The organism is Paenibacillus sp. Soil750, from assembly GCF_001428045.1.
Lineage (GTDB): Bacteria > Bacillota > Bacilli > Paenibacillales > NBRC-103111 > Paenibacillus_E > Paenibacillus_E allorhizoplanae.
Window position 1 is genome coordinate 1 of record NZ_LMSD01000044.1, and the last position, 23,919, is coordinate 23,919.

The 23,919-nt window shown below is 41.8% G+C and carries 19 protein-coding genes and 1 pseudogene; 17 read left to right on the forward strand and 3 right to left on the reverse strand.

Features of this window, described 5'->3' with window-relative positions:
* Positions 1-119: 119 nt before the first annotated feature.
* Complete coding sequence (locus ASL11_RS34255) at positions 120-320, reverse strand: cold-shock protein (RefSeq protein ID WP_056625586.1); 201 nt, start codon at positions 318-320, stop codon at positions 120-122.
* A 320-nt stretch (positions 321-640) separates the two neighbouring features.
* Between ASL11_RS34255 and ASL11_RS34260 the strand changes: the two genes are divergently transcribed.
* From ASL11_RS34260 to ASL11_RS34315, 12 genes are all read left to right on the forward strand, one after another.
* The gene (locus tag ASL11_RS34260) at positions 641-1,711 is read left to right on the forward strand and encodes a fatty acid desaturase (RefSeq protein WP_056625590.1); all 1,071 of its coding nucleotides are present in this window, start codon (positions 641-643) and stop codon (positions 1,709-1,711) included.
* A gap of 69 nt (positions 1,712-1,780) precedes the next feature.
* Positions 1,781-2,917, forward strand: a complete 1,137-nt coding sequence (locus ASL11_RS34265; protein WP_056625594.1) for a sensor histidine kinase — start codon at positions 1,781-1,783, stop codon at positions 2,915-2,917.
* A complete protein-coding gene (locus ASL11_RS34270) occupies positions 2,914-3,513 on the forward strand; it encodes a response regulator transcription factor (protein WP_056625596.1) in 600 nt (199 codons plus the stop codon). Before ASL11_RS34265 ends, ASL11_RS34270 begins: the two co-directional genes overlap by 4 nt.
* Before the next feature lie 416 nt (positions 3,514-3,929).
* Positions 3,930-5,567, forward strand: a complete 1,638-nt coding sequence (metG, locus tag ASL11_RS34275; protein WP_056625599.1) for a methionine--tRNA ligase — start codon at positions 3,930-3,932, stop codon at positions 5,565-5,567.
* Positions 5,568-5,830: 263 nt separating this feature from the next.
* Positions 5,831-7,126: an ABC transporter substrate-binding protein gene (locus ASL11_RS34280; protein WP_056625602.1), complete on the forward strand. Its 1,296-nt coding sequence runs from the start codon at positions 5,831-5,833 to the stop codon at positions 7,124-7,126.
* A gap of 23 nt (positions 7,127-7,149) precedes the next feature.
* Entirely contained in the window at positions 7,150-8,949 is a 1,800-nt protein-coding gene (locus tag ASL11_RS34285; RefSeq protein ID WP_056625604.1) for a sensor histidine kinase, read from the forward strand.
* 14 nt (positions 8,950-8,963) lie between these two features.
* Positions 8,964-10,496, forward strand: coding sequence for a response regulator (locus ASL11_RS34290; protein ID WP_056625607.1), 1,533 nt, complete (start codon positions 8,964-8,966; stop codon positions 10,494-10,496).
* A 252-nt stretch (positions 10,497-10,748) separates the two neighbouring features.
* Positions 10,749-13,457 (forward strand): beta-galactosidase, encoded by a 2,709-nt coding sequence (locus tag ASL11_RS34295; protein ID WP_056625610.1) that lies wholly within the window; start codon positions 10,749-10,751, stop codon positions 13,455-13,457.
* Between the two features lie 123 nt (positions 13,458-13,580).
* Positions 13,581-14,450, forward strand: coding sequence for an ABC transporter permease (locus ASL11_RS34300; protein WP_235550671.1), 870 nt, complete (start codon positions 13,581-13,583; stop codon positions 14,448-14,450).
* Positions 14,451-14,492: 42 nt separating this feature from the next.
* On the forward strand, positions 14,493-15,401 hold the full coding sequence (locus tag ASL11_RS34305) for a carbohydrate ABC transporter permease (protein WP_056625617.1): 909 nt from the start codon (positions 14,493-14,495) through the stop codon (positions 15,399-15,401).
* 41 nt (positions 15,402-15,442) lie between these two features.
* Positions 15,443-17,020 carry a DUF3502 domain-containing protein gene (locus tag ASL11_RS34310; RefSeq protein WP_056625621.1) on the forward strand — a complete coding sequence of 526 codons (1,578 nt, stop codon included), beginning with the start codon at positions 15,443-15,445 and terminating at the stop codon, positions 17,018-17,020.
* A 106-nt stretch (positions 17,021-17,126) separates the two neighbouring features.
* The gene (locus ASL11_RS34315; protein ID WP_327205132.1) at positions 17,127-18,119 is read left to right on the forward strand and encodes a LacI family DNA-binding transcriptional regulator; all 993 of its coding nucleotides are present in this window, start codon (positions 17,127-17,129) and stop codon (positions 18,117-18,119) included.
* A 296-nt stretch (positions 18,120-18,415) separates the two neighbouring features.
* On the opposite strand, the gene ASL11_RS36885 is transcribed toward ASL11_RS34315, so the two are convergent.
* On the reverse strand, positions 18,416-18,583 hold the full coding sequence (locus ASL11_RS36885; RefSeq protein ID WP_157257150.1) for a hypothetical protein: 168 nt from the start codon (positions 18,581-18,583) through the stop codon (positions 18,416-18,418).
* A 547-nt stretch (positions 18,584-19,130) separates the two neighbouring features.
* On the reverse strand, positions 19,131-19,649 hold the full coding sequence (locus tag ASL11_RS37275) for a hypothetical protein (RefSeq protein ID WP_157257151.1): 519 nt from the start codon (positions 19,647-19,649) through the stop codon (positions 19,131-19,133).
* Here ASL11_RS37275 and ASL11_RS37280 point away from each other — a divergent pair.
* The 5 genes and pseudogenes from ASL11_RS37280 to ASL11_RS36900 all read left to right on the forward strand — a co-directional run bounded on the left by ASL11_RS37280 (position 19,648) and on the right by ASL11_RS36900 (position 23,453).
* Positions 19,648-20,106: a hypothetical protein gene (locus ASL11_RS37280; RefSeq protein ID WP_157257152.1), complete on the forward strand. Its 459-nt coding sequence runs from the start codon at positions 19,648-19,650 to the stop codon at positions 20,104-20,106. The two genes, ASL11_RS37275 and ASL11_RS37280, sit on opposite strands and share 2 nt — an antisense overlap.
* Positions 20,107-20,343: 237 nt before the next feature.
* Complete coding sequence (locus tag ASL11_RS34325; RefSeq protein ID WP_056625630.1) at positions 20,344-20,838, forward strand: hypothetical protein; 495 nt, start codon at positions 20,344-20,346, stop codon at positions 20,836-20,838.
* A 155-nt stretch (positions 20,839-20,993) separates the two neighbouring features.
* Positions 20,994-22,342, forward strand: a pseudogene (locus tag ASL11_RS34330) (arsenic transporter).
* A gap of 15 nt (positions 22,343-22,357) precedes the next feature.
* Complete coding sequence (locus ASL11_RS34335; RefSeq protein ID WP_056625633.1) at positions 22,358-23,026, forward strand: hypothetical protein; 669 nt, start codon at positions 22,358-22,360, stop codon at positions 23,024-23,026.
* A gap of 25 nt (positions 23,027-23,051) precedes the next feature.
* Positions 23,052-23,453, forward strand: a complete 402-nt coding sequence (locus ASL11_RS36900; RefSeq protein WP_056625636.1) for a hypothetical protein — start codon at positions 23,052-23,054, stop codon at positions 23,451-23,453.
* Positions 23,454-23,919: the final 466 nt, after the last annotated feature.

Here is a 23,919-nt window from a genome sequence, read left to right on the forward strand (position 1 = left end):
TTTCTTCCTCCGCTCCATTCTCATAGTCTGATTAAAACACAAATGACCCGTAAGAGGGCACTTTTTTCAAAGTGTCCATCTTACGGGTCACAGTTCAGTTAAGGACAGTTCACTGTGTATTACAGTTTTACAACATTCTCAGCTTGAGGACCGCGGTTGCCTTGAGCTACATTAAATTCTACGCGTTGTCCTTCGTCTAATGATTTAAATCCATCTCCTTGAATTGCGGAGAAATGAACGAATACGTCATTTCCGCCTTCCATTTCAATAAATCCAAAGCCTTTCTCTGCGTTAAACCATTTCACTGTTCCTGTTTCCATAATATAATTACCTCCAAATTGTTATTAACATGCTTTTTTCAAACAAAAAAAATCACACATTGAAAAAGGCACCATTACACAAATGATCACTTTTTCAATATGTGAGTTTATGTCAAAGCTGTTTATAACCCAATACTAACACACAAAAGTCCGATTAGCAAATTTGTAAGGTTCTCGCTTGTCTATATGACATATATCATACCGTCTACATGATGTTTATGACTGCAACGAATTGAAAGCGATATCTATAATGAAGATAGGATACGACAACTGATATTCGCTAACAAGACCTGCGCACCATATCGAGGAGGAACTATACGATGACTCAATCCACGCTAACGAACTTAAAAAAACAAGTTGCCCCTTATGAAAAATCAAATACGAGGGCTAGTATCAAACAGCTATTCAATACCTTAGGACCTTTAATCGTACTCTGGGTAGCTGCGTATATAAGCCTATCTATATCCTATTGGATCACATTACCGATTACGATCATCGCATCCGGATTTGTTATACGAACTTTTATCATTTTCCATGATTGTTGTCATCAATCGTTCTTCAAAAGCCGTAGAGCTAACGAAATCATCGGTACAATGACGGGAATTCTTACACTCTTTCCCTATCAGCAGTGGAAAAATAGTCATTCCATCCATCATGCAACGAGCAGTAATCTCGAGAAACGTGGAATCGGTGATATGTGGGTGCTTACCGTCGATGAATATGCGGCATCTTCCGTATGGGTCCGAATCGCATATCGGTTATATCGGAACCCATTCATTATGTTCGGACTTGGTCCCATCTTTTTGTTCCTATTCACGAACCGCTTTAATACGAAAGGTGCTAGACGCAAGGAAAGAATCAGTACGTATATGACGAATCTTTCCATCCTTGCTTTATATGGAGGACTGATCTGGATAATTGGCTGGCAGTCGTTTGTTCTGGTTCAAGCTCCAATCATGTTCGTAGCGGGCTTGATGGGAATCTGGCTGTTTTATGTGCAACATCAGTTTGAAGACTCCTACTTCGAGAAGGAAGATGAGTGGAGTTATGTGAAAGCCGCGGTAGAAGGAAGCTCCTATTATAAGCTGCCGAAGCTTCTGCAATGGATTACTGGCAATATTGGGTTTCATCATGTCCATCATTTGAGTCCGAAAGTGCCCAATTATAATTTGGAAAAAGCGCACAATGCAACACCTCCGCTTCAAAAAGCAACGACCATTACAATCGGCACTAGTTTGAAGTCGCTAAATTTCAAACTATGGGATGAGCATAACAAAACGTTTGTTGGTTATAAAAATAATAAACAGGTGCACCTTAAGGAAGATGAGCATGATCCTTTGGTTAACAAAATAAACGTAAAAGTCCATAAATCAAGCTTTCAAGGGCAGTAAATACATCGATTGATGTTTATGCTAGAATATAATTAAAACTATGTTGAAGAAAAAGAGGCTAAACGGACTATGCAAAAGTGGTATCAAATTTTTCACAAAAACACCGGTCTTAGTCCGTATGTGTGGGTTGTCTTTTATATCCTCCCTTTTTATTTCATATTTCGTTCTTCTACCACCTACCACATTGTGTTAGGTACCATCATGATCATGGTTTTCTTTAGTTGCTACGTGCTGTCCTTCGTATCTAAAGGATGGATTGTGTACTTTTGGACTAGTATACAAATTATTATTTCGATTATCATGGCTATCGTATTCAGCTATGTGTATTTCTCTCTCTTTTTAGCATTTTTTATTGGCACCATGAAAAGTAAGGCAGGATTTATCACATTGTACTGCATTCATCTAGTAACAACGATTGTTACAATTAACTATGGATTGGTATCGCAAAATCCTGTGTATTTTGACCAATTGCCTTTTATCATTATTAGTGTCATTGCTGTTATTCTCATTCCTGTCACCACGTTCAACCGAAATAGGAGTGAAAAACTCCAGGGACAACTAGAGGATGCAAATAAGCGGATTTCCGAGCTGGTAAAGTTAGAAGAGCGCCAAAGAATCGCCCGTGACTTACACGATACACTTGGTCAGAAGCTCTCATTAATTGGTTTGAAGAGTGATTTGGCAGGGAAATTAATTAGCAAAAATCCAGCGCAAGCACAAATCGAAATCAATGATGTTCGTCAGACAGCTCGAATTGCGTTAAAGGAAGTTCGGGAAATCGTTACACAAATGCGTGGAACGAGACTCGTGGAAGAGATGTTTCGAATCAAACAGATTTTGAAGGCGGCTGAGATTGACCTCATTGTGGAGGGTGATCCGAAGTTAACCAACACTTCCTTGATCAATGAAAACGTGTTGAGTATGTGTTTAAAGGAATCGATTACGAATATTATCAAACATAGCAGTGCTACTTCGTGTTCAATCTCCATTGAGCCATCACCAAGCGATCTCGTTATCAAGGTCGGGGATAATGGGATCGGCATGACGAAAGAATGTCTTGTTTTACTTGGGAATGGATTACGGGGCATGAAAGAGCGACTTGAGTTTGTAAATGGTTGTATGGAAATTGTCTCAGACCAAGGAACAATGATTGTAATCAAAGTGCCGAATGCTATCATACCACCAGAAAGGGAGGTGCGGATATGATCCGAATTGTGATTGCCGAGGACCAGCGAATGCTGCTTGGTGCACTTGCATCCTTACTTGATTTGGAAGAGGATATGCAGGTCGTTGGTAAAGCAAGCAATGGCGAGGATGCTGTAAAGCTGGTTAAACTGCATAAGCCAGATATTTGTGTTATGGATATTGAGATGCCAATAATGAACGGTTTAGATGCGGCGGAAGAACTAAAGGGATTGGGTTGCAAAGTCATTATTTTGACTACGTTTGCCCGGTATGGGTATTTTGAAAGGGCCGTTAAGGCAGGTGCCAACGGTTATTTGTTGAAAGATAGTCCCAGCGAGGAACTGGCGACCTCAATTCGGAGCGTGATGGCAGGCAGACGCATCTATGCCTCAGAGCTGGTAGATGAAACTTATAATGAAGAAAATCCTTTGACCGAGCGGGAAAAGGAAGTGTTGAACTTGATCGCCGATGGTAAAAATACGAAGGAAATCGCTGATCACATGTATATTACAAGAGGTACTGTTCGCAACTATATTTCCGTTATTCTCGATAAGCTCAATGTCAGTAACCGAATTGAGGCTATTATGCGTTTCAAAGAGAAGGGATGGTTCAAATAGCCCTCCGAGAAAAGTATAATCTTTTTATAATTGAAAATTAGTTTGATTTTTTGGAATATATATATTTATAATTGGTTATATAGGGAATATGAATAAGGCAACGACGAGAAAGAGTAGTTGGACCCCGTTCTTTTAACAGAGAGCTCCGGTAGGTGAAAAGGAGTAAAGAAACGTCTGACGAACATGGTCTCAGAGCTGTGCATTGAACCCTCTCAGAGAGGTAGTAGACCGCACCGGGCGCACCCGTTAACGTGCCAGGGTATAATCACCTCATGTGGTGACGTACCTGTAGAGGCCAGTCTCCGTAAGGGATCGGTAAATTTAGGTGGAAACACGTGAGCGACAGCTTTCGTCCTTTTTGAGGACGAGGGTTTTTTTTGTTTTCAAGAGTTATTAAATTAGGGAGGAAAATTGAGATGAGCATATTTATTGGAGGAGCATGGCCTTACGCGAACGGATCACTTCACTTAGGACGGGTTGCGAGTTTACTTCCAGGTGACGTGATTGCGCGGTATTTTCGGGTAAAAGGGGAAGAGGTACTTTATGTATCAGGAAGTGATTGTCATGGAACACCTATTTCAATTCAAGCGAACAAAGAGGGGGTTTCCCCTAAAGTAATTACAGACAGATATCATAATGAGTTTGTGGATTGTTTCCATCAAATGGGGTTTTCCTACGACCTGTATACACGAACGGATCATCCGTTTCACCACGAAGTTGTGCAAGGGGTATTTAATCAACTACTGGACAATGGTGTTCTATATAAAAAAGCAGTTGAACAAACGTACTGTAACGATTGCGATCGTTTTCTGCCAGACCGTTATGTTGAAGGGAACTGTCCTCATTGTGGCAGTGATGCAAGAGGTGATCAATGTGACGCCTGTTCCGCATTATTGGATCCGTTGGAACTGCATAATCGTTCATGTAAGTTATGCAAGGGAAGACCGTCATCAAGGTTATCTGATCATTACTTCCTATCGCTATCGAAGTTTCAAAATGATCTGGAAAACTTTGTTGATCAAGCGGATGGGTGGAGGGAAAACGCCATTGGACTTTCAAGGCGATATTTAAGAGAAGGTCTGCAGGATCGAGCTGCTACTCGGGATTTGGATTGGGGGGTAGATGTACCCCTTGAAGGATTTGATGGGAAAAAAATTTACGTGTGGATAGAGGCGGTAAGTGGGTATCTGTCTGCCAGTAAGCAGTGGGCCAATCAGCGCGGAGAATCGTGGGAAAAGTTTTGGTCCAATGGAGGTGTAAAAGCCTACTATATTCATGGGAAAGATAACATCCCGTTTCATACACTTATATGGCCAGCTATTCTGCTTGGTTTGAAGAATTTACACCTGCCAGATCATATTATATCCAGCGAATTTCTAACCCTAGAAGGAAGAAAATTCTCAACAAGTCGAAACTGGGCTGTTTGGGTTCCCTCGCTATTAGAGAGGTATGAGGCGGATTCAATCCGATATTTCCTTATTGCCAATGGTCCAGAAAATCGAGATACGGATTTCTCTTGGAGAGAATTTATATATAGCCATAATGGGGAATTGCTTGGGGCGTTTGGGAATTTTGTGAATCGAAGTTTAGTATTTATTGAAAAATTTTACGAAGGAAAAGTCCCTCAAAGTGTAATTGATACGACGATCAAAGAACAAATGGATGACCTGTATATTCAATGCGGTGACCTTGTTGAGAAAGGAAAGTTAAAAGAAGCGCTGGAGAGCGTGTTTGCGTTCATTCGTAGCTGTAATAAATATTTTGATGATGAAAAACCTTGGAATCAGATCAAAGAAAATGTGGGCGCATGTAATCATACGCTTCATACATGTGTTCAAATCATTGCGAATTTGTCGAATCTATTGGAACCCTTTCTTCCTTTCTCCTGTAAAAAGATTAGAGCTTTTCTAGGTTTATCTGTTCCCACTTGGGCATATATTGAATGTCCCGCTGCAAGAGAGTTAACCCAAGTTGAAGTATTGTTCCAACGTATTGATGTTAACCGAATTGAAGAGGAGGTACGACGACTTAAGGGCATTGACTCTAGAGGATGAACGTTTTCCTGGCAAAGAGTAACATTTCAATTTTCAAAGATAGCGCCAACCAGTTGCCAATGTAGATAGTACAAAGGGTTGGTGCTTTTCTGAAACACTTTACAGATGATACTTTGTAAGAGACTAGTGTGGTATAGAGGAAATTCATGCCTTCATGCGAAATATTAATAGATCCCATTTACTTATTTGTGGAACTATAGATCAGAAATTGAACTTGTTATTCGAATACTTATGTAAACGCTATCAATAGAAAGAGTGGTTGGATGAAATCTCGGATTATATCCCTTGGCATTTCGGTATTAGTGGTGTTAACAGCCTGCCAGTCACAGAACGTAACCAAGGTTCCCAGGAGCCAGCCAGAAGTACAAACATTGTCATGGGTCCACCATTTTGATGAGGAGGGGGCACGGAAGTGGCTAGAACTAGGGACGCAGCTATACAGTAAGCAGCATCCTTCGTACACATTCGCACTTACAGGCGTTGATGGAGGCAACTATTTGAGTTTGCTGCGTACTTGGGCAATTTCAGGTAATATGCCGGATATGTACATGATTGATAATTTGGATACGGCTTTTGATTTTATTCGTTCAGGCTATGCGATGGATTTAAGCAATCAACCGAGTCTAGCTAATATTGATGAACGTTACCTAAATGGCGTGAAGTCAGCCGATGGGCGCATATGGGCGCTGCCGATTGATGTGAATGGTGTTGGCGTGATTTACAATAAAGACGCATTTGCCAAGGCTGATATTAAAGAGCCGCCAAAAACATGGCAACAATTTATCGAAGCCTGTGAAGCTCTGCAAAAGGTAGGGATTGTCCCGATCGCTGCAGGTTATAAGGATGCTTGGACGATAAGTTGGGACCTCGCGGCGGATTTATTAGCGAATCAATATGTGATTAATCCCACTTGGATTAAGGATATTGAAGCAGGAAAAACAACATTTAAGGACAATCAAATCCAGTTCAAAGAAATTTTGGGGCGTTTCGGTGAGCGTCTGAAATACGTCAACCATAAACCATTTGAAACAGATTGGAATCAGGCGCAAATGCTCCTTGCAGAAGGGAAAGCAGGGATGATCATCAACGGTACTTGGACGATTGATGGGGTAAAATCCAAAAATCCAGCGAGCAATTTGGGTTTATTCGCATTCCCGTATTCGACAGATCCGCAAAAGGCTATATTCGGTTTGAAATCGACAGGCGGTATCGTCGTAAATCCTAAATCACCACATAAGGAAGCGGCATTACAAGCCTTGGACCTGTTTGCAACGCAACAGTTGGGCAACATTTTCCAGAAGAATAAGAAAGCGCTATCTGTTATTAAAGGGTTACCGAAAGATTTTGATCCGACCTATATCGAATTAGATTCCACTTATATACAAAGGGGTAAAACGTATGATTGGTCCAGCCTTTATATTGATTTTGTGAACCAAGATCTGCAAAAGATATTCATTAATGCCATAACGAAATTCATTATTGACCCCTCACACAATGTGGACAGGTGTATTCAAGAGTTGGATCAAGCTTTTAATCAACAACGTCGAGCTTCCAAATGAGCGTTGGTAAGGAGCCTAGATGAATGAGAGCTTTTCAACCATTTTCCAATCGTATCAAAGATTTCCGAATTCGCACGAAGCTTTTTCTTTCCAATATGATTCTCATTCTATTCATCTCGACAACCGTTGGCGGGGTTGCGATTTACGCCTCAACCAAGTTTATTGAAGCTAATACCAAGGATCTGTCTATGCAGGTGATACACCAAGTATCGGACAATATCGAGAACAAAGCGAAAGAGGCGTTCACCTCCTCCGTTTATCTTCTCAGTGATACGAATATTCGGCAAATTGTGGCTGAACAAGGGGAAGTAGTAACGAGTGAGAGCTATCCAGCTTTCCGAAGTCGCATGGAATTTCTACTTGCGCAATATGGCAATGGTAATCCTTTTCTGAATGCCATTATGATCCAAACGAGCACAGGGCAATTGTATTGGTGGGAAAATAAAAAGGGACTGGATCATACCCTGAACCATGATGCGGTATCGACGATGACATTGCGTGCACAGACGTATCTACAATCCCATCAGTTTAGTATGGGGTGGACCCCTTCTTTACGTGAGCGAAATGAGGTATTTCTCATCAGAGATTTCGTAGATGTGAACCAGATTGATCGCAGCTTAGGAACGATTATTTATAGTCTTGATGCCAATTTTTTTCTTTCATTGGGCAGCGGAAGTTCCATTATTAAGCAGAGTAATGTCGCTATCCTCAACCCTTTTAACGAATTGTTAGTAGGTGGCGGAAGTCCAGAAACAGACAAACTCATACGAAATAGTATATCGAATGTACTTAGTGAAGGCGATGCGGCCATGGCTACTGTAGAATATGCAGGCGCGGACAGTCATTTATTCGTACAAGAACGAACCCCAACCTTGGGATGGCGTGTGCTATGTTTTATTCCAATGTCTGTTTTGCTATCGGGTACGCAAATCATCGTATTTGTGATTGTCCTTGTATCTTTGTTGGCCGTATTGATCTCGACTGGTATTGCCGCCATACTTTCCAACTCATCTACACGAAATATCAAAATTTTAGAGCAGACGATGCGACGCGTAGAAGATGGGAATTTTGATGTGCGCATTGTTCCACTGGGTAAAGATGAAATCGGTAGTTTATCACTCCGTTTTAATTTCATGTTAGCTCGGATCAATGAACTTATTAATATCGTTTACAAGGAACAAATCGCGAAGCAGCAAGCGGAATTCACAGTATTACGAAGTCAAATTAATCCTCATTTTCTATATAATACTCTCGGAACGGTGAAATGGTATGCTCGTATGAACGAACAACCCGAGATTGAGCGAATGATTAGTTCTGTTATCGATTTATTGAAGTCTTCGGTACGGCGTGTTGGTGAATTTCATAGTTTGGAGCAAGAAATAACGCAGCTAAAGAATTATGTTTTTATCCAAAAAATTGGCTATGGGGAAGCTTTTCAAATGGAATATGAGGTAGATGAGCCCTTGTTAGCCTGTGAAGTCCCTTATTTTATCCTACAGCCTTTGGTCGAGAATGCCATTCTGCACGGAATTGAGATGTCGAAGGGAATAGGCAAAATCCAATTAAGCGCGAGGGTGGTTGATCGAGATTTACTACTTACCGTAGAAGACAATGGGAAAGGCATGGATACCGTGCAAGTCGCGAATATCCTGCATGTTGGCGCTCAGAAAGAATCGGTCCCTGGTGTTACAGGTATCGGCATTCCTAATGTGCATGAGCGAATTCAGCTCTACTATGGGCCGCAATATGGGCTTAGCTATGAGAGTGAATTAGGATTAGGTACCAAAGCCATTGTGCGTATTCCTTATAAAATAAAACGTTAAGGAGGGGGCTTAATATGCTGAACGCCATGATCGTTGAGGACAATGCAATCTATCGCTATGCGATTAAATCGATCATTCGTTGGGAAGATTATGGTTTTCATATCGTGAACGAAGCTTTAAATGGTGTACATGCTCTAGATATCTTGCAACATCAGCATGTCGATTTAATTCTGACCGATATCTCGATGCCCGAAATGAATGGGATTGATTTGATTCAGAAGGTGAAACAGCAAGATGATTCGATTAAAATTGTCGCGCTAAGCTCCTTTGATGATTTTCGTTACGTGAAGGAGGCTCTAAAGCTGGGTGCTGAGGATTATTTGCTTAAGCATGATCTGGAACCAGAATCCTTGCAGCAATTACTCGGGCAAATGAAAACGAAAATTGAAGATGAGCTTCATCTGAAGAGACAAGCCGCGATCCGAAATGAGAATTTGCAGGAAATGTGGTACTTACTAGGACGAAAGCTCATATTCGGTGAATTAAAGACGGTTGATGAGATGGAGGATCAAGCAAGAGCGATACGATTCCCGATTCCTACCGGTCCAATTGCCATTATGCTATTCGAGGGTGAGTTTAACGCTAATTCCACGCGTGCCTTGCTATCTGAATTAGGGGAAGTCCCGATTCGTATTCCGATTTCAGATCATCGAACCGTGATTATGAGGCATTTTCCCAATGAGACTAGCGAACTAATATGTAGAGAAGAATTGTTGCGGCATGCTGCTGTTTTGATGGAAAATACGGGTAAAATTAGTACTTTGACTATAGGCATTAGTTCTATTGGGCATGTTTTAACGGATTGGAGGATATTGTATCGTCAAGCAGAAAAAGCCCTTGAACAATCGATCTATGATGGTGTCGGACAAGTATATTCCTATTGGGCTAAGCCTAGTAGCGAAATTCAAGGTGTAGAGGTTTCGATGAAAGCTTACGCTTCTGCGATTCAAAGCGGTCAATTCGAAGCAGTAGACAAGCAAACGGAACTTTTCTTTGACTTGCTTTTGACAAGAAGGCTATCGCTAGATGAATTGAAAGTCGTCATCCATGAAGCCACTATATTAACAAAGGCTGCTGCGATCGGAAGAGGTAAGTTTTCTGCAAGTGCGGAGTCAACCTATCGGCAAATCAACCGTGCAATTGAAGCGTTCCCTACCATCCAGCAACTGAAGCAATTATTCCAGACATGGCAAAAAGAATTAAGTTATGAAGCAATGGGGAATACGCCGTTTCGTAAAGAAATTCAAGCCGCCATTGCGTATATTGAGGAGCACTATGCGGAGGATATCACTGTTAGCAAGTTGGCTGAAAGTCTTCACCTTAGTTCTAATTATGTATCCAATTTGTTTAAAAGTGAGACAGGGTTAAGATTTGTAGAATATTTGAATCGTTATCGAATTCGAAGGGCTAAGTTATTACTTCAGGATCCTAGCTGGAAGGTATATGAAGTCGCAGAAAAAACGGGCTTTCAAGAAGCTTCCTATTTCTGTAAAGTGTTTAAAGAGCTTGAAGGGAAAACAGTCAAAGAATTTAGGTGTGAGTCCTAAAATGATGTGAAAAGTATAAGAAATCAGTGAAATATGGAAGGCATGAAGTTGTGAATTGCAGTATAATTCACAACTTTTTGCTTTTTTATGATGTGGTGAACAGTGTTGTTTTCTTATGTATTTAGAAGTTTATTTGAATGTAAGCGCTTTATATTTTGTCTATACTGGCATTAGAGACAACATGAAACCTGCTTGGTGAATGAAACGGGTTTCATACAAGCGTAGAGAGCCCAACTGAGGGGAGGAAGACGAGTGCAACAATCCATTAGCCACAATCAGATCATTCAATTATCGCCCGAGGCGATCCGCATAGATGGCAAATCAGAAGTTATCCTCTGCGCCTCTTTGTTTTATTTTCGAATCCCTCGCGGTGTTTGGCAAGAACGCTTACGTAAAGTGAAAGCCTGTGGTTATAACGCCATTGATGTGTATTTCCCTTGGAATTATCATGAGACCCATGAAGGGGTATGGGATTTCGGCGGAGAGAAAGATGTAGCGCAGTTCCTTCAAGAGGCTTCGGAAGCTGGCTTATGGGTCATCGCAAGACCAGGTCCCTACATATGTTCCGAATGGGACGGAGGTGCATTGCCTGCTTATCTATTTGTCGAAGAAAACATGCGAATTCGGGATAATGATCCGCTTTTCTTAACCCATGTGGCAAGATGGTACGCACGAATCCTACCTATTCTTCAGCGATATGAACAAGGTCAGGGAGGTTCCATAATCGCTGTTCAATTGGAGAATGAGCTTGATTTCTATCCTTGTGAGGATCCGGAAGGATATATCTCAGCCTTAAGAGATCTAGCTATTGGGCATGGCATCACGGTTCCTTTAATTGCATGTGCAGGCCAAGGTGGTCTGTTGCAAGCATCGGGGTTCGCAGAAGGCGTTGTGCCAACCTGCAACTTTTACCCAAATGATCGTGATCCATTCTTTGAAGAGAGAGTTCACTATTATAGAGAAGAATTAGCACGCAGGGGTTATCCCTTGTTAGTAACCGAAACGAACCGCTCACACTTTCTACTTCGAAGACTGTTATCGGCGGGAGCCAAATTGCTAGGTCCTTATTTGCAAGCATCAGGGACAAACTTTGGCTTTACAAATGCCGCCAACAATTGGGGAGATCCGCTTTCCTTCCTGACTTCAGATTACGATTTTCATGGCATGATTACGCCTGAAGGGCATATCCGGGAAGAAGCGTACGAGGGCAGGTTGCTGCATCACGTGATTCAAACATATGGCGCTTCTTTAGCTGAGGCAACGCCTAGTGAGCTGAATCATCTAGCTTTGAAACAAGGCGGCGAGCTCGTATTTGAATTGAATGTTTCGGCATTCGAGTGCCCGATTTTGCCACTCCGTGTGCCTTTACGAACATGGGGGATTGCTGGTGGCGGCCAGCTCGACTATGCAACGGCTGAACTGATACAAGTGAAGCATCTAGCGCAGGAGCAGCGTACACTTTTCGTTTTCCATACGGATAATGAAGGAGCAGTGCAATTTACCTTTGAGTCGGAGATTGGCGTACAGCATGCCGAGATGACCCTTCATAATTCGCAATTAGAACGAAGGGTAACCTTATCTTTTCAGGCTTCAGACAAAGAAATTAGAGCCACGGTCCAATTATCTGATGGACATAAACTTGAAATCATTGGAATGAGCCGATCTCGTGCACTTCGTTTAGAAGGCATCGATGAGGATGGCAAGTTGCGAATTGAAACAGTTGCGGTGCAAGCGAGGGAAAGCAGGGAAGTGGAAATAACATGGCAGCTAAGTAAGGTTGACCAATTAGGTTCCTTTTCGGAGGAGATTGTATACCTTGGTGACGATGTCGATTATTTAGAAAGACACGGAATTTATCGTGGGTTCGCTTGGTATCAAGCACAATTGCCGCAGACTGATAACGACTATCAGGGTTTCATCCTTCAACGAGCTAGTGATGTGGTTTCGCTCTACACGGGAGAATGGTATATGGGCACGGTAACACCAGGCGGAACATCCCGCTATGTACCGATCCCTGAAGCTATACAAGTGGTTCCTGAGTTAACAGCTCGTGTGGAAATTTGGGGACATACCAATTTTCACGATACGACGCTTCCCGGCCTTCAATTGAACAGTCTGAAGGGACTAACCGGCATTATCGGTGTCACGTCGACAAGAGACCTAAATCAAAATTGGCGATTCAAACTCATGCAAGCCGATGAAATCAAAGACGAATATACAGCTACGGATGTGGATGACGGGCAATGGCCGATCGTGAGTATAGGAGGCTGGTTATCAGCAGATTTACCTGCTCATCATTGCTATCGCAAGCACGTTAAGCTGGCAGACAAAGCTAATCGTTGGATTCTTCATACGCCTGGTAACTTCACGGAAGCATATGCCTATGTAAATGGACATGCACTAGGACAAGTAAATCCGCATGATCCTTTTCTGGATCTTACGCCTTTCGTACATGCGGGAGAAACTGCGGTCATTACGCTATTTTTAGATAAAACGTACATTGCCTTGAGCGGGCAAATCACACTGTATGAAGGGACGTCGGCGAGTAAGTGGACCGTAGCGGGTTGTCAGGAGCAAGGCTTATTGCAACATGCTAAAGCCTTACGCATCGACGCGAAACCTGTCACAGAAACGATAGCGATGAAGCCTGGTACTGTCGCATGGCTCTATGGCGAGCTTGAAGACAGCAATCATGGCTTAGGATGGCGTGTATATACCAAAGGCCGAGATATGAAACTGTCCGTGTTCTTTAATGGAAATCTGGTGGGGCGTATATGGACGCAAGGCGGTGCGAATCGACCGATATTCCGTGGTGGGAGTGATGAATCCTTTTATTTGCCTGGGGCATGGTTCCATGAGCGGGAAGAGGAGAATGAACTTGCTATTTTGTTGGAAGCCGTAGGGTTAGAAAATGATGCTATATTGGAACCGTTACGTTTCGTACCCGTCTCCGATAGTTAATATGAAAGGAGCTAACGTATGAAAACTGCCATCACATCCAAGACCATAGATGCCGTTTCACCCGTTGTTAGAAAGCGAACGACACCGTTACGAAGGTTTTGGTCGCATCGCACCTTATTACTCATGTGTGTACCCGCTATTCTCTTTTTCTTAGTCATGTCATACCTGCCAATGCCTGGGCTCTATCTTGCATTTATCAACTATAACTACTCGGCTGGTATCTTCGGCAGTGACTTCGTTGGGTTCGATAACTTCAAATTTCTAGTGACTTCAGGCGCATTATGGAAACTAACTTCCAATACCATTCTCTATAATCTTGCATTTATCGTATTTGGCAATATTCTTCAGATCAGTATTGCTATTCTACTGAATGAGCTTCGTAAAAAGTGGTTTAAGAAAGTCTCGCAATCGTTGATGTTTTTGCCTTATTTTATCTCATTCGTGCTTGTTGGACTCATCGCGTATAACATTCTCAGTTATGATTTCGGTTTGCTGAACGGCATTCTAAAATCGATCGGATGGGATCCTGTCAAAACATACTCGAACCCAAGTATTTGGCCATTTATCATTGTCATCACGTATTTGTGGCAGTCTACAGGATATGGCTCTATTGTGTATTTCGCCGCCATTATGGGCTTAGACTCCGAGATCGTTGAAGCGTCAGAAATCGACGGCGCCAATGCCTTACAGCGGATTCGCTATATTGTGCTCCCATGGCTGAAGCCCACCTTTATTATTTTATTTCTGTTCTCATTGGGGGGCATCCTCCGAGGCAATTTCGGCTTATTCTACAACTTAGTCGGAGCTAATAATACAGCGTTATTCGATGCTACAGATATTATTGAGACGTTCGTGTTCCGCTCCTTAATGAACAATTTTAACTTCTCCTTAGGAAGCGCTGTCAGCTTATATCAGTCTGTTTTTGGATTCTTCATCGTCATAACAGCAAACTGGCTTGTGAAAAAGTTTTCACCTGATAACACCTTATTCTAAAAATTGCTTATTCAAATGATGAATAGCTGAGGAGGACATCCTATGGAGCAAGTCATCGCTCGCCAGAGGGGGACGGATTTTTCGTCCGTGGCTATACGACTATTCGGCTACATCTTTATAGCTTTATTTGCACTATGTTGCCTAATTCCATTTCTTGTCGTATTCGGTACTTCGTTCACCTCAGAGAAATCCATTACGTTGCATGGTTATAATTTATGGCCCAAAGAATTTAGTAGCTTTGCTTATAAAATCGTGTTTGAGAACCCAGGCGTAATTCTTGGCTCCTACGGTGTGACGCTGGGAATTACGATAGTTGGCACAACCATTGGACTATTCGTCGTCGCAATGACGGGATATTCCTTGCAGCGTCCAGATTTTCCTTACCGGAACAGAATATCCTTTTTCATCTACTTCACAACTTTGTTTCATGGGGGAGTTGTCCCATTTTACTTAATTATGACTCAATGGCTGCACCTCAAAGATAATTACTTAGCTGTTCTGCTGCCAGGACTTATGAGCCCGTTTCTGATAATTATGATGAAAAGCTTCGTTACATCGATTCCTCATGCGATTACAGAGTCAGCCAAAATGGATGGAGCAGGCGATTTTAGAATCTTTACGAAGCTAATCTTGCCGATGACGACACCCGCTTTAGCTACAATCGGATTGTTTATAGCTCTGGGGTATTGGAATGAATGGTACAATGCCATGTTGTTCCTATCGCCCGATTTGAAATATCGACCGCTTCAATTGTTTCTCTATAATGTGGTCACCAGTGCCGACTTTATTAAGAATTCATCCGTTTCCTCCAATGTTCAGCCCAGAGATATGCCGCTTGAGTCTATGAAAATGGCCACAGCGGTTGTTGCAACAGGCCCCGTCATCCTGTTTTACCCATTGGTACAGAAATATTTCATCAAAGGTATTACCGTTGGTGCTGTTAAAGGCTGACGTTATGCATAAAACAAAAATGATAATGGGGAGGCAATTCCATGTTCAAGAAAAAGAAAGCGCTTAGTATTGCACTCGCTGCGACGCTCGCAGTAAGCTTGACAGCTTGTACGTCATCTAACAGCACTTCTTCAGATTCCACAGCACCTGCAACAGCTGCTGGTGGTAAAATCGATACTTCGGAGTTTCAAACGATTTCTTATGTCATGTTGGGTGACAAGCCGAAGAATGGTCAGTTTGAGAAAGTCATGGAAAAGCTCAATGCCATTTTGAAACAAAAGGTCAATGCCAAACTGGAAATTAAATGGGTAGAGTGGGCCGATTGGCAAACGAAATATAATTTATTACTCGCATCTGGGGAGCCTGTTGATTTAATTACAGTGGCAACCGACTGGTTGGATACGTGGCAAAATGCGCAAAAGGGCGCCTTCCAGCCACTAGATAAGCTTCTGCCCACTTATGCACCGATCACGTGGAAGGAAGTACCGCCAGAGAACTGGGCTGAGACGAAATACAAGAATCAGATTATGCTCATCCCCGAAGATCACTATACGCAATGGGTAAATCACGGCTTTCAATATCGTGGTGATTGGGCCAAAGAATTCGGTATCACTTCACCGATCACGGATTGGAAAACGTTGGAGAAATACTTACAAGGTGTCAAGGATAAGAAGCCGGGCGTTGTTCCATGGGATACGAATGGTACTTCAGGAGGCAACATTGGCGGATATATCAATTCCTATACGGACGCGATTGAACTTCCGATAAATACTGGCTTATTCGCATTAATCTACGGAAAATCTTTTAATGATAAGTACAAAGCGTATAGTCCATTTCTTGATGACACGTTCGTTGATTTTGCTAAGATGATGAAAAGTTGGGGCGACAAGGGCTTCTGGCGCGAGGATGTGTTGAACTATAAAGGTGATAACCGCGCAGAAATGGAAGCAGGTAAAACCTCTGTCGATCAACATCATACACAAACCTACCTTGGCGAGCGCATCAAAATGGATAAGCTGCAACCAGGCTCAGATCTGCAATTCTTCCCATTCTCGGCGACTAAAAATAACCTCGTATCGATGTCGATCACACATGGCGGTACATCCATTGGGGCGAAAAGTAAGCATCCAGAGCGCGCGCTGATGGTCTATGAGCTTATTCGTCAAGACCCTGAAGTCTATAAATTGATGAACTATGGACTTGAAGGCGTTCAATATGTCGTGAAAGATGGCAAACGTTTCCGTCCGGATGGTTACGATGTCCAAAGAGATGATTTCTACTCTAACTTCTGGGGTGGGCGTATCGACAAGAACGAAATCCCTAATGGCGAAGACTGGGCTGGGAAAGGCGCTTTGTATGCTTCTTATGATAAGATCAAGAAAGCCTATCCTTACGGCCGATTTGTTTTCGATAAGGCCAGCGTCACGAATGAGTTAACAGCAATTACACAAGTGGTTGGATCAAAGGGACCTGCAATCCTCTACGGAAAAGCTGGTGACCCTGTGAAAGCAGTAGAAGATTTCCGTGCGAGTTTGAAAGCTGCTGGTTTTGACAAAGTCATGACTGAAGTCCAAAAGCAATTGGATGAATTCAAGAAAATGGTAGAAAGCACGAAATAAGTGACATTACACATCGAAGGTCTGTTTCAGAACAGGCCTTCGATCATTCGCTTTTCATTTTGACGTAACGGAGAGTGAGCTCCTGGAAACCATTACAGTCTATGATATTGCTAGAGAAGCGAATGTTTCCGTCTCGACGGTCTCCCGAGTTCTGAATGATACAGCACCTGTACGTGCATCCACTAGGCAGAAGATTATGGCCATTATTGAAAAACATAAATTTCAGCCCAATGCCTTAGCACGCAGTCTAGTCAATAAGAAGACCGGCATGATCGGCGTCTTGTTTCCGGATAGCAGCAACATGTTTTTCCCAGAGGTGTTCGGAGGGGCAGAGAGGGCTGCACAAAAGCTTGGTTACACCCTTTTTTTATGCAATACTTTTAGCGATTACAACAGAGAATCCGAGTATTTAAACTTACTATGTGAAAGGCAAGTGGATGGACTCATTCTCATGGGAGGCCGTATTAATTCACGACATTGTCCGCCTTCTCTCGTGCAGGAAGTGGTAGATATACAGAGGAAAATCCCTATTGTTTTGATAAATGGCACACTGCCAGGACATCCATGTCATCGTGTGAAAACAGACGAATACTTAGGCACTAAGCTGATTGTTCAGCATTTGATTGATCGTGGCCATCGTCAAATAGGTTTCTTAGGCGGAAGCGCAGCAACGACAACTACGGTGGAGAAGCTGCAAGCCTATCGGCGTACGTTAGAGGCGAATCAGCTCTCTTATCGCAAAGAATGGGTTCGCATGGGGAGTTTCTCCATGTCTTGCGGACGACAATTGATGGAAGCATTTCTTACCATGTCCAATCGCCCTACTGCTATTTTATGTATCAATGATTATGTGGCCATAGGTGCTATGAAAACAGCCATATCACGCGGGTTACGAATTCCTGAAGATATCGCGATTGCTGGGTTTGATGATACGCAATTGTCTTCAGCGATAAATCCCGAACTAACGACGGTTTCGCAGCAAAGTGAACAGCTGGGCATGCAGGCAATGATGATTTTAACAAATTTGATTCAAAAAGAAAAGGTGATGAAACTTACGGTCTTAGCACCTAAACTCATCATTAGGCAGAGTACACAATGATAAAGAAGACCCCTTCTAACGAATTTACTTTGGCTAATTTATCTAAATCGGAGCGATTTGTAGAACAATTAGTCTTGGTGCAGGGGAACAGGTTCGTTTTTCTGGGTAACTGAGACCGCTTCTGCCACTCATTAGAGTAGCTTTTTACTTGAGAATCTACCGAAATATTCGGTAGATTCTTTGCGTTTACAGGCAGTAACAATCCTAGGGAGGATTTGCTTGATATTTTGTGAACGTGTACTAGAATTAATCACCCTATACGAACGCCCAATTATTCAATAGTAGATCAAACGTTGTTATTCTTCTTTCTTGAAAGACGCGCCTTCAAAAGCGTTCTGGACACTATCCATGTTAAGCTCTGGGAATATATCAATTGTTAACGACTTTTCATTTTGCTCTGTCGGAGGCTTTAATGTTACATATAATCCTACTCCAGAAAGAATAAGTAGGCAGACTATAAACATAAGGATTCCTCCTGTTCGTTGAAGTGTGACCAATCTATTTCACAAGTATTACCCGATAAATGACATGAATCGTTATTTATACTGCATGTATATGTCACGTGTTCGCGAACGCTCTAGGGTATAGCCCGTATTTCTTCTTTATTGCAATTTTAATTCTCTAAACGTATCAAAATGTGCTCTTTCACTAGAACAGGCTATTTTATAGGTTCATACACTGATATTGCAAATACCCACATAGTTAAATGTTCCCTAGTAGCAAATGTCTAGATTTCTGAGAGGAGGGTTCAGTCATTGTGAAACGTTCGAAAATATTTTTTAATCCTAGTGCTTTTAAGATGAAAACTTTTCGCATAGTTAAAGTTGCTGCTAAACTTAGTTTGTACAAAGTAAAGGACAAACCTGACAATTCTCAATCATTAGCAAGTGGTATAGAGGATCTTTGCCTAGTATGTAAAAGAAAAGAGCCCTGCAAATGTCCGAAACGAAAGAAAAAAAAGAGGAAATTGATATGTCATAAGCGCAAAAAAAGAAATAGGTGTAAAAAACATCACTGTAAGTTATGCCCTAGGGGACCAGCGGGACCAGCGGGACCAGCAGGACCAGCAGGACCAGCAGGACCAGCAGGACCGGCAGGACCAGCAGGACCGGCAGGACCAGCAGGACCAGCGGGACCGGCAGGACCAGCAGGACCGGCAGGACCAGCAGGACCAGCAGGACCAGCGGGACCAGCGGGACCAGCGGGACCAGCGGGACCAGCAGGACCAGCGGGACCAAAAGGGCCAGAAGGGCCGGCAGGACCAAGAGGGCCAGAGGGACCGAAAGGACCCAAAGGACCAGAAGGACCGAAAGGGCCAAAAGGACCAGAAGGACCAGAAGGACCAAAAGGGCCAGAGGGACCAAAAGGACCAGAGGGACCAGAAGGACCAAAAGGGCCAGAGGGACCCCCAGGACCACCTAAGCCACCGGGACCCCCAGGGCCACCAAAACCTAAACCCCCAGGGCCACCTAAACAGGAAGTTAGGTCTAATAACGAGGAATGCAAATGCTGCCATAGTGGGGATGCCATGCAAAATCTCCTTAGTCAGCTAAAAGATAAAAAATTGAAAGAAATACACACATTAGACTATTCAAACGGAAAATACTCGAATGCGAAAATTATTTCCGCCGAAAACTTACTTTTAAATTTTACAAGTAACGGGGTTGAGCGCTTCATACCTATGCATCTTATTGCCGGCTTAGAGATATGGGGGGAAGATTTCGACAGTAAGTTGATTACTGGTAAAGAAAACTCTGACAATAACGACAAAGATAACAACGAAGGCTCATCAATGATGAACTTGTTTAATCCATTAGTCGGCAAAGCGAAAGTTGATTTCAACACGTTAGCTGAGCAGTTAAACGATGTATCTAATGCCGAAGTTATCGGACTTAATGACGGTATTGTCATAATGTCTACGCGAGATACTGTGTATGTTGTTGCCTTAAGTTGTATTTCCGATGTATCCAATATAAAAAGAATGTAATAGCAGGAGCAGTTGGACGCCCCTTCAGTCATTCATGAGAAACGTTTATCTTAACAGATAAACGTTTTTCTGATGATCGGAGGGGTTTGTGTATATATCCACGTACAAATACCCTCTAGTGATAAATGTGGAGTTTTTAAGAGACGGGGCATTCGTTTAGTACAAACCTTTGCCACGTGAGTATATATAAATCATGTAACAACAACCAACCACTACCTGAAGGGGGAAATGATTATTATGGCATTCGATTATTCTTTGCTAATGGGTAAACAAGTAAGACTGGATCGCGGGGGTCCTGAATCTCGTCAAGGCGAGATTGTAGCAGTGGGATTCGATTATGTGGGGATCTACAATGAGAAGGATGGACTTATTTATTACAACACAAGTCATTTAAAGAGTATGACAGTAAATACGAAAGACACAATGGAGTACTTGCTGACTGCACAGCCGAATGCAACTCCGTTGAAAATTATGGAAGCTGACAATTTTATTGGTTTATTGAAAGGTATGAAAAATCTTTGGTGTCAAGTTAACCGTGGTGGCCATGAGAGTGTTCAGGGCGTTTTAGCCGATGCCAATGATGATTACATTACAATGGTTGTTAACCATGAATTAGTCACTATTTTTAACTTTCATATTAAAAGTATGTCTTATGGAGTTAAAAAAGAAAATCAAGAGGAAAAGAAAGAACAAAAGCAAGAACAAAAGCAAGATAGCAACGAAAAAAAATAATCCATCTCTGAATCTTATCGTAAGTGGGAGGAGGGGAAATATGCTGATCATTGTAAACGATGTAGGATCAACATTATCTAAAATTCTCACCCTCCCTCTCATTGTACGGAGACTTGGACCATCATCAGCCAACCCGCCGTGTGAGGTGCAAGATCATGTTTGATATAACAACTGCGGTAATCTCCATTGTTTTCGTTAGCGTTACGTTGTTGATAATATGGAGGCCTTTCGGTGTTAATGAATCTATTCCAACAACCCTAGGTGCTTTAATCTTCCTGGCATTAGGAATTGTGCCACTTTCAGGTGTGTTCCATATAGCTTCCATTGTTAGTGGGGCAAGCATAACCATAATATCAACAATTGTAATGTCTATCGTATTAGAAAGCATTGGGATTTTTAGGTGGGCAGCTACTAATTTGGCTGTTCGGGCAAAGGGTTCCGGTCGAGCACTCTTCTGGTACATTAATATATTGTGCTTTTTAATGACGATGTTTTTTAATAATGACGGAAGTATTCTAATAACAACCCCCATTATCATCCAAACCTTATCTATACTGAACTTAAAAACTAGACAAAAAATTCCTTACCTCATATCGGGTGCTTTAATTGCTACTGGTGCAAGCGCACCGATCGGCGTTAGTAATCTAGCAAATCTGATTGCGTTAAAAACAGTCGGCTTAGATCTAAACACATATACATCTATGATGTTTGTACCCGCTATGACAGGGATTATTACGATTACGATTCTGTTGTTTGTATATTTCAAGCGTGAAATACCCGTAAAAATAATGTCCTTGCAGCCCCATTCAATAAGCACTATTGTACACAACAATTACTCAACGTTTCATCCCCTCCAAGTAGATCCGCAGGACAAAGGATATATTGATTGGGGGCTGTTTCGGATTTGCATCCTAGTTGTTATTTTGATCCGATGCAGCTTTTTCTTGCAGCAACGGAATGGCCCGCAATTATTGGAGCAATTGTTCTAATTGCCGTGAGGTGGATTCGTAAAGGAATAGGGCCAAAGGATATTCTAGTAAAAACCCCTTGGCACATTCTAATATTCGCTTTCAGCATTTATGTCATCATTTACGGACTTCATACTTCAGGACTGACTGATTTTCTCGTACATTGGCTTGGTGGAGCGGTTGCCCACAATCATTTTAATGCCATCTTTGTAATGGGCATTCTGCTGACTGCCATGTCTAATTTATTTAATAACCTTCCTTCTATTATGATTGGAACGTTATCTTTGCAAAATATGGGGTTGGATACTTTTACCATGCATACTGCTTATTTAGCAACAGTCATTGGTGCAGATATTGGTTCATTATTATTACCGATGGGTACTCTAGCTTCATTGATATGGATGCATATACTGAGAAAACATCATATAAGACTTACTTGGAGTCAATATATTAAAGTGACGATTATGATCATACCTATCGGTCTTCTTATAAGTCTCCTGTGTTTATACGTATGGACGGGCTGGTTATTTAAGTGAGAGGAGGCAACGTAGATGGACCTTTTTCAGAAGAAGCTAGGAGCGGTTTTTGATGTTGAATTGCTTGGTGATAAGTGGCATACAGGCATTTTGGTTGATGCGGGGCAAGATATCCTAGTTTTATATAACGGGGAACGTTATATATATATTCCTTCTTTTCATATTTTAAACGTCAGTTTAAATACCAAAAAAAGTTCAACGGACTTCTCCGCTCTTACTGAAAAGCCAATTAATAGTGATAAAATTTCGTATAGAAAAATACTAATGAATTCCAAAGGGGTATTTACAGAAATTTTTGTTTCGGGCTATCAGCCCATACATGGTTACATTACCCATATCATGACGAATTACTTTGAATTTTATTCCCCTGTTTACAAAACAATGTTTATACCGTTAAACCATTTGAAGTGGCTCGTTCCATATAGTGATTACCAAACACCTTACCAACTGGATAAAAAGTTTTTTCCTGTAAATCCTTCGGATCTGCCATTATCTCGCTCATTCGAGGAGCAACTGAAAAAGTTGGAAGGTAAACTCGTTGTTTTTGACTTGGGGAGGAGCCCCAATAAGATAGGATTACTAAAAGAAATAGAAAACAATGTTGTCCACATGATTACAGCGGAAGGCAGGACCTTTTATACAAATATTCAGCATATTAAAAGCGTCCACTCACCGACCATGTAAGTATAAAATTAGGAGGTAATGCGGTATGCCTGGAGGAAAAGGTCCTGGTAAACACGGTCATGAGCATGGTGAACACAAGAATGAGAACAGCAATAAAGAACAAGAAGTAACAGAAACCAAAGGAACAGAACAGAAAGAAGAAAAAGGTAAGCATGCAGCAAAAGGTCAAGAGTCTAAAGAAGAAAAGGGCAAAGGTAAAGAAGAAAAGGGTAAAGAAGGTAAAGGCAAGGAAGGTAAAGAAGGCAAAGAAGGCAAAGAAGGCAAGGAAGGTAAAGAAGGCAAAGAAGGCAAAGAAGGTAAAGAAGGCAAAGAAGGCAAAGAAGGTAAAGAAGGCAAAGAGGGCAAAGGCAAGGAAGGTAAAGAGGGCAAAGGCAAAGGCAAAGAAGGCAAAGAGGAAAAAGGTAAAGAAGGTAAAGGTAAAAAGTAGGAAGAACCAAAGGGATTTTGGTTAATATTGGTTAAAATGCTTATAAGGAAGTTGGAAGTAGTACACAATAAAACCATAAGATTCCCAGGAAGGGAACTCCTATGGTTTTTTTATTGGTTAGTCTCTTTACTTTGTTTGTATTTGTTTACTGGTTGATATTATATCTACAACATTATTTGGCTTGGTTTCGTTACATAGACAGCAAGGAATATGAGAATACAGCATCGAATAAGGAAAATATGTTGGTGAAATCATGCCTGTTTATTACTTCCGATGCCAAGTATTATGTATAGAAGCGATATGGCCTTTTTAACTTGCCGTTAAAGTTTGTACGGAGAACCGTACCATAAGTAACGGCAAGTTAATGAGTAGTTATCACCTTGTAACGGTTAACCACAATCAGCTGTGATGAAGCTTGAGGTGGTTATGAACAGGCAATTTGATTGCCTTCATTTATCATATTTTT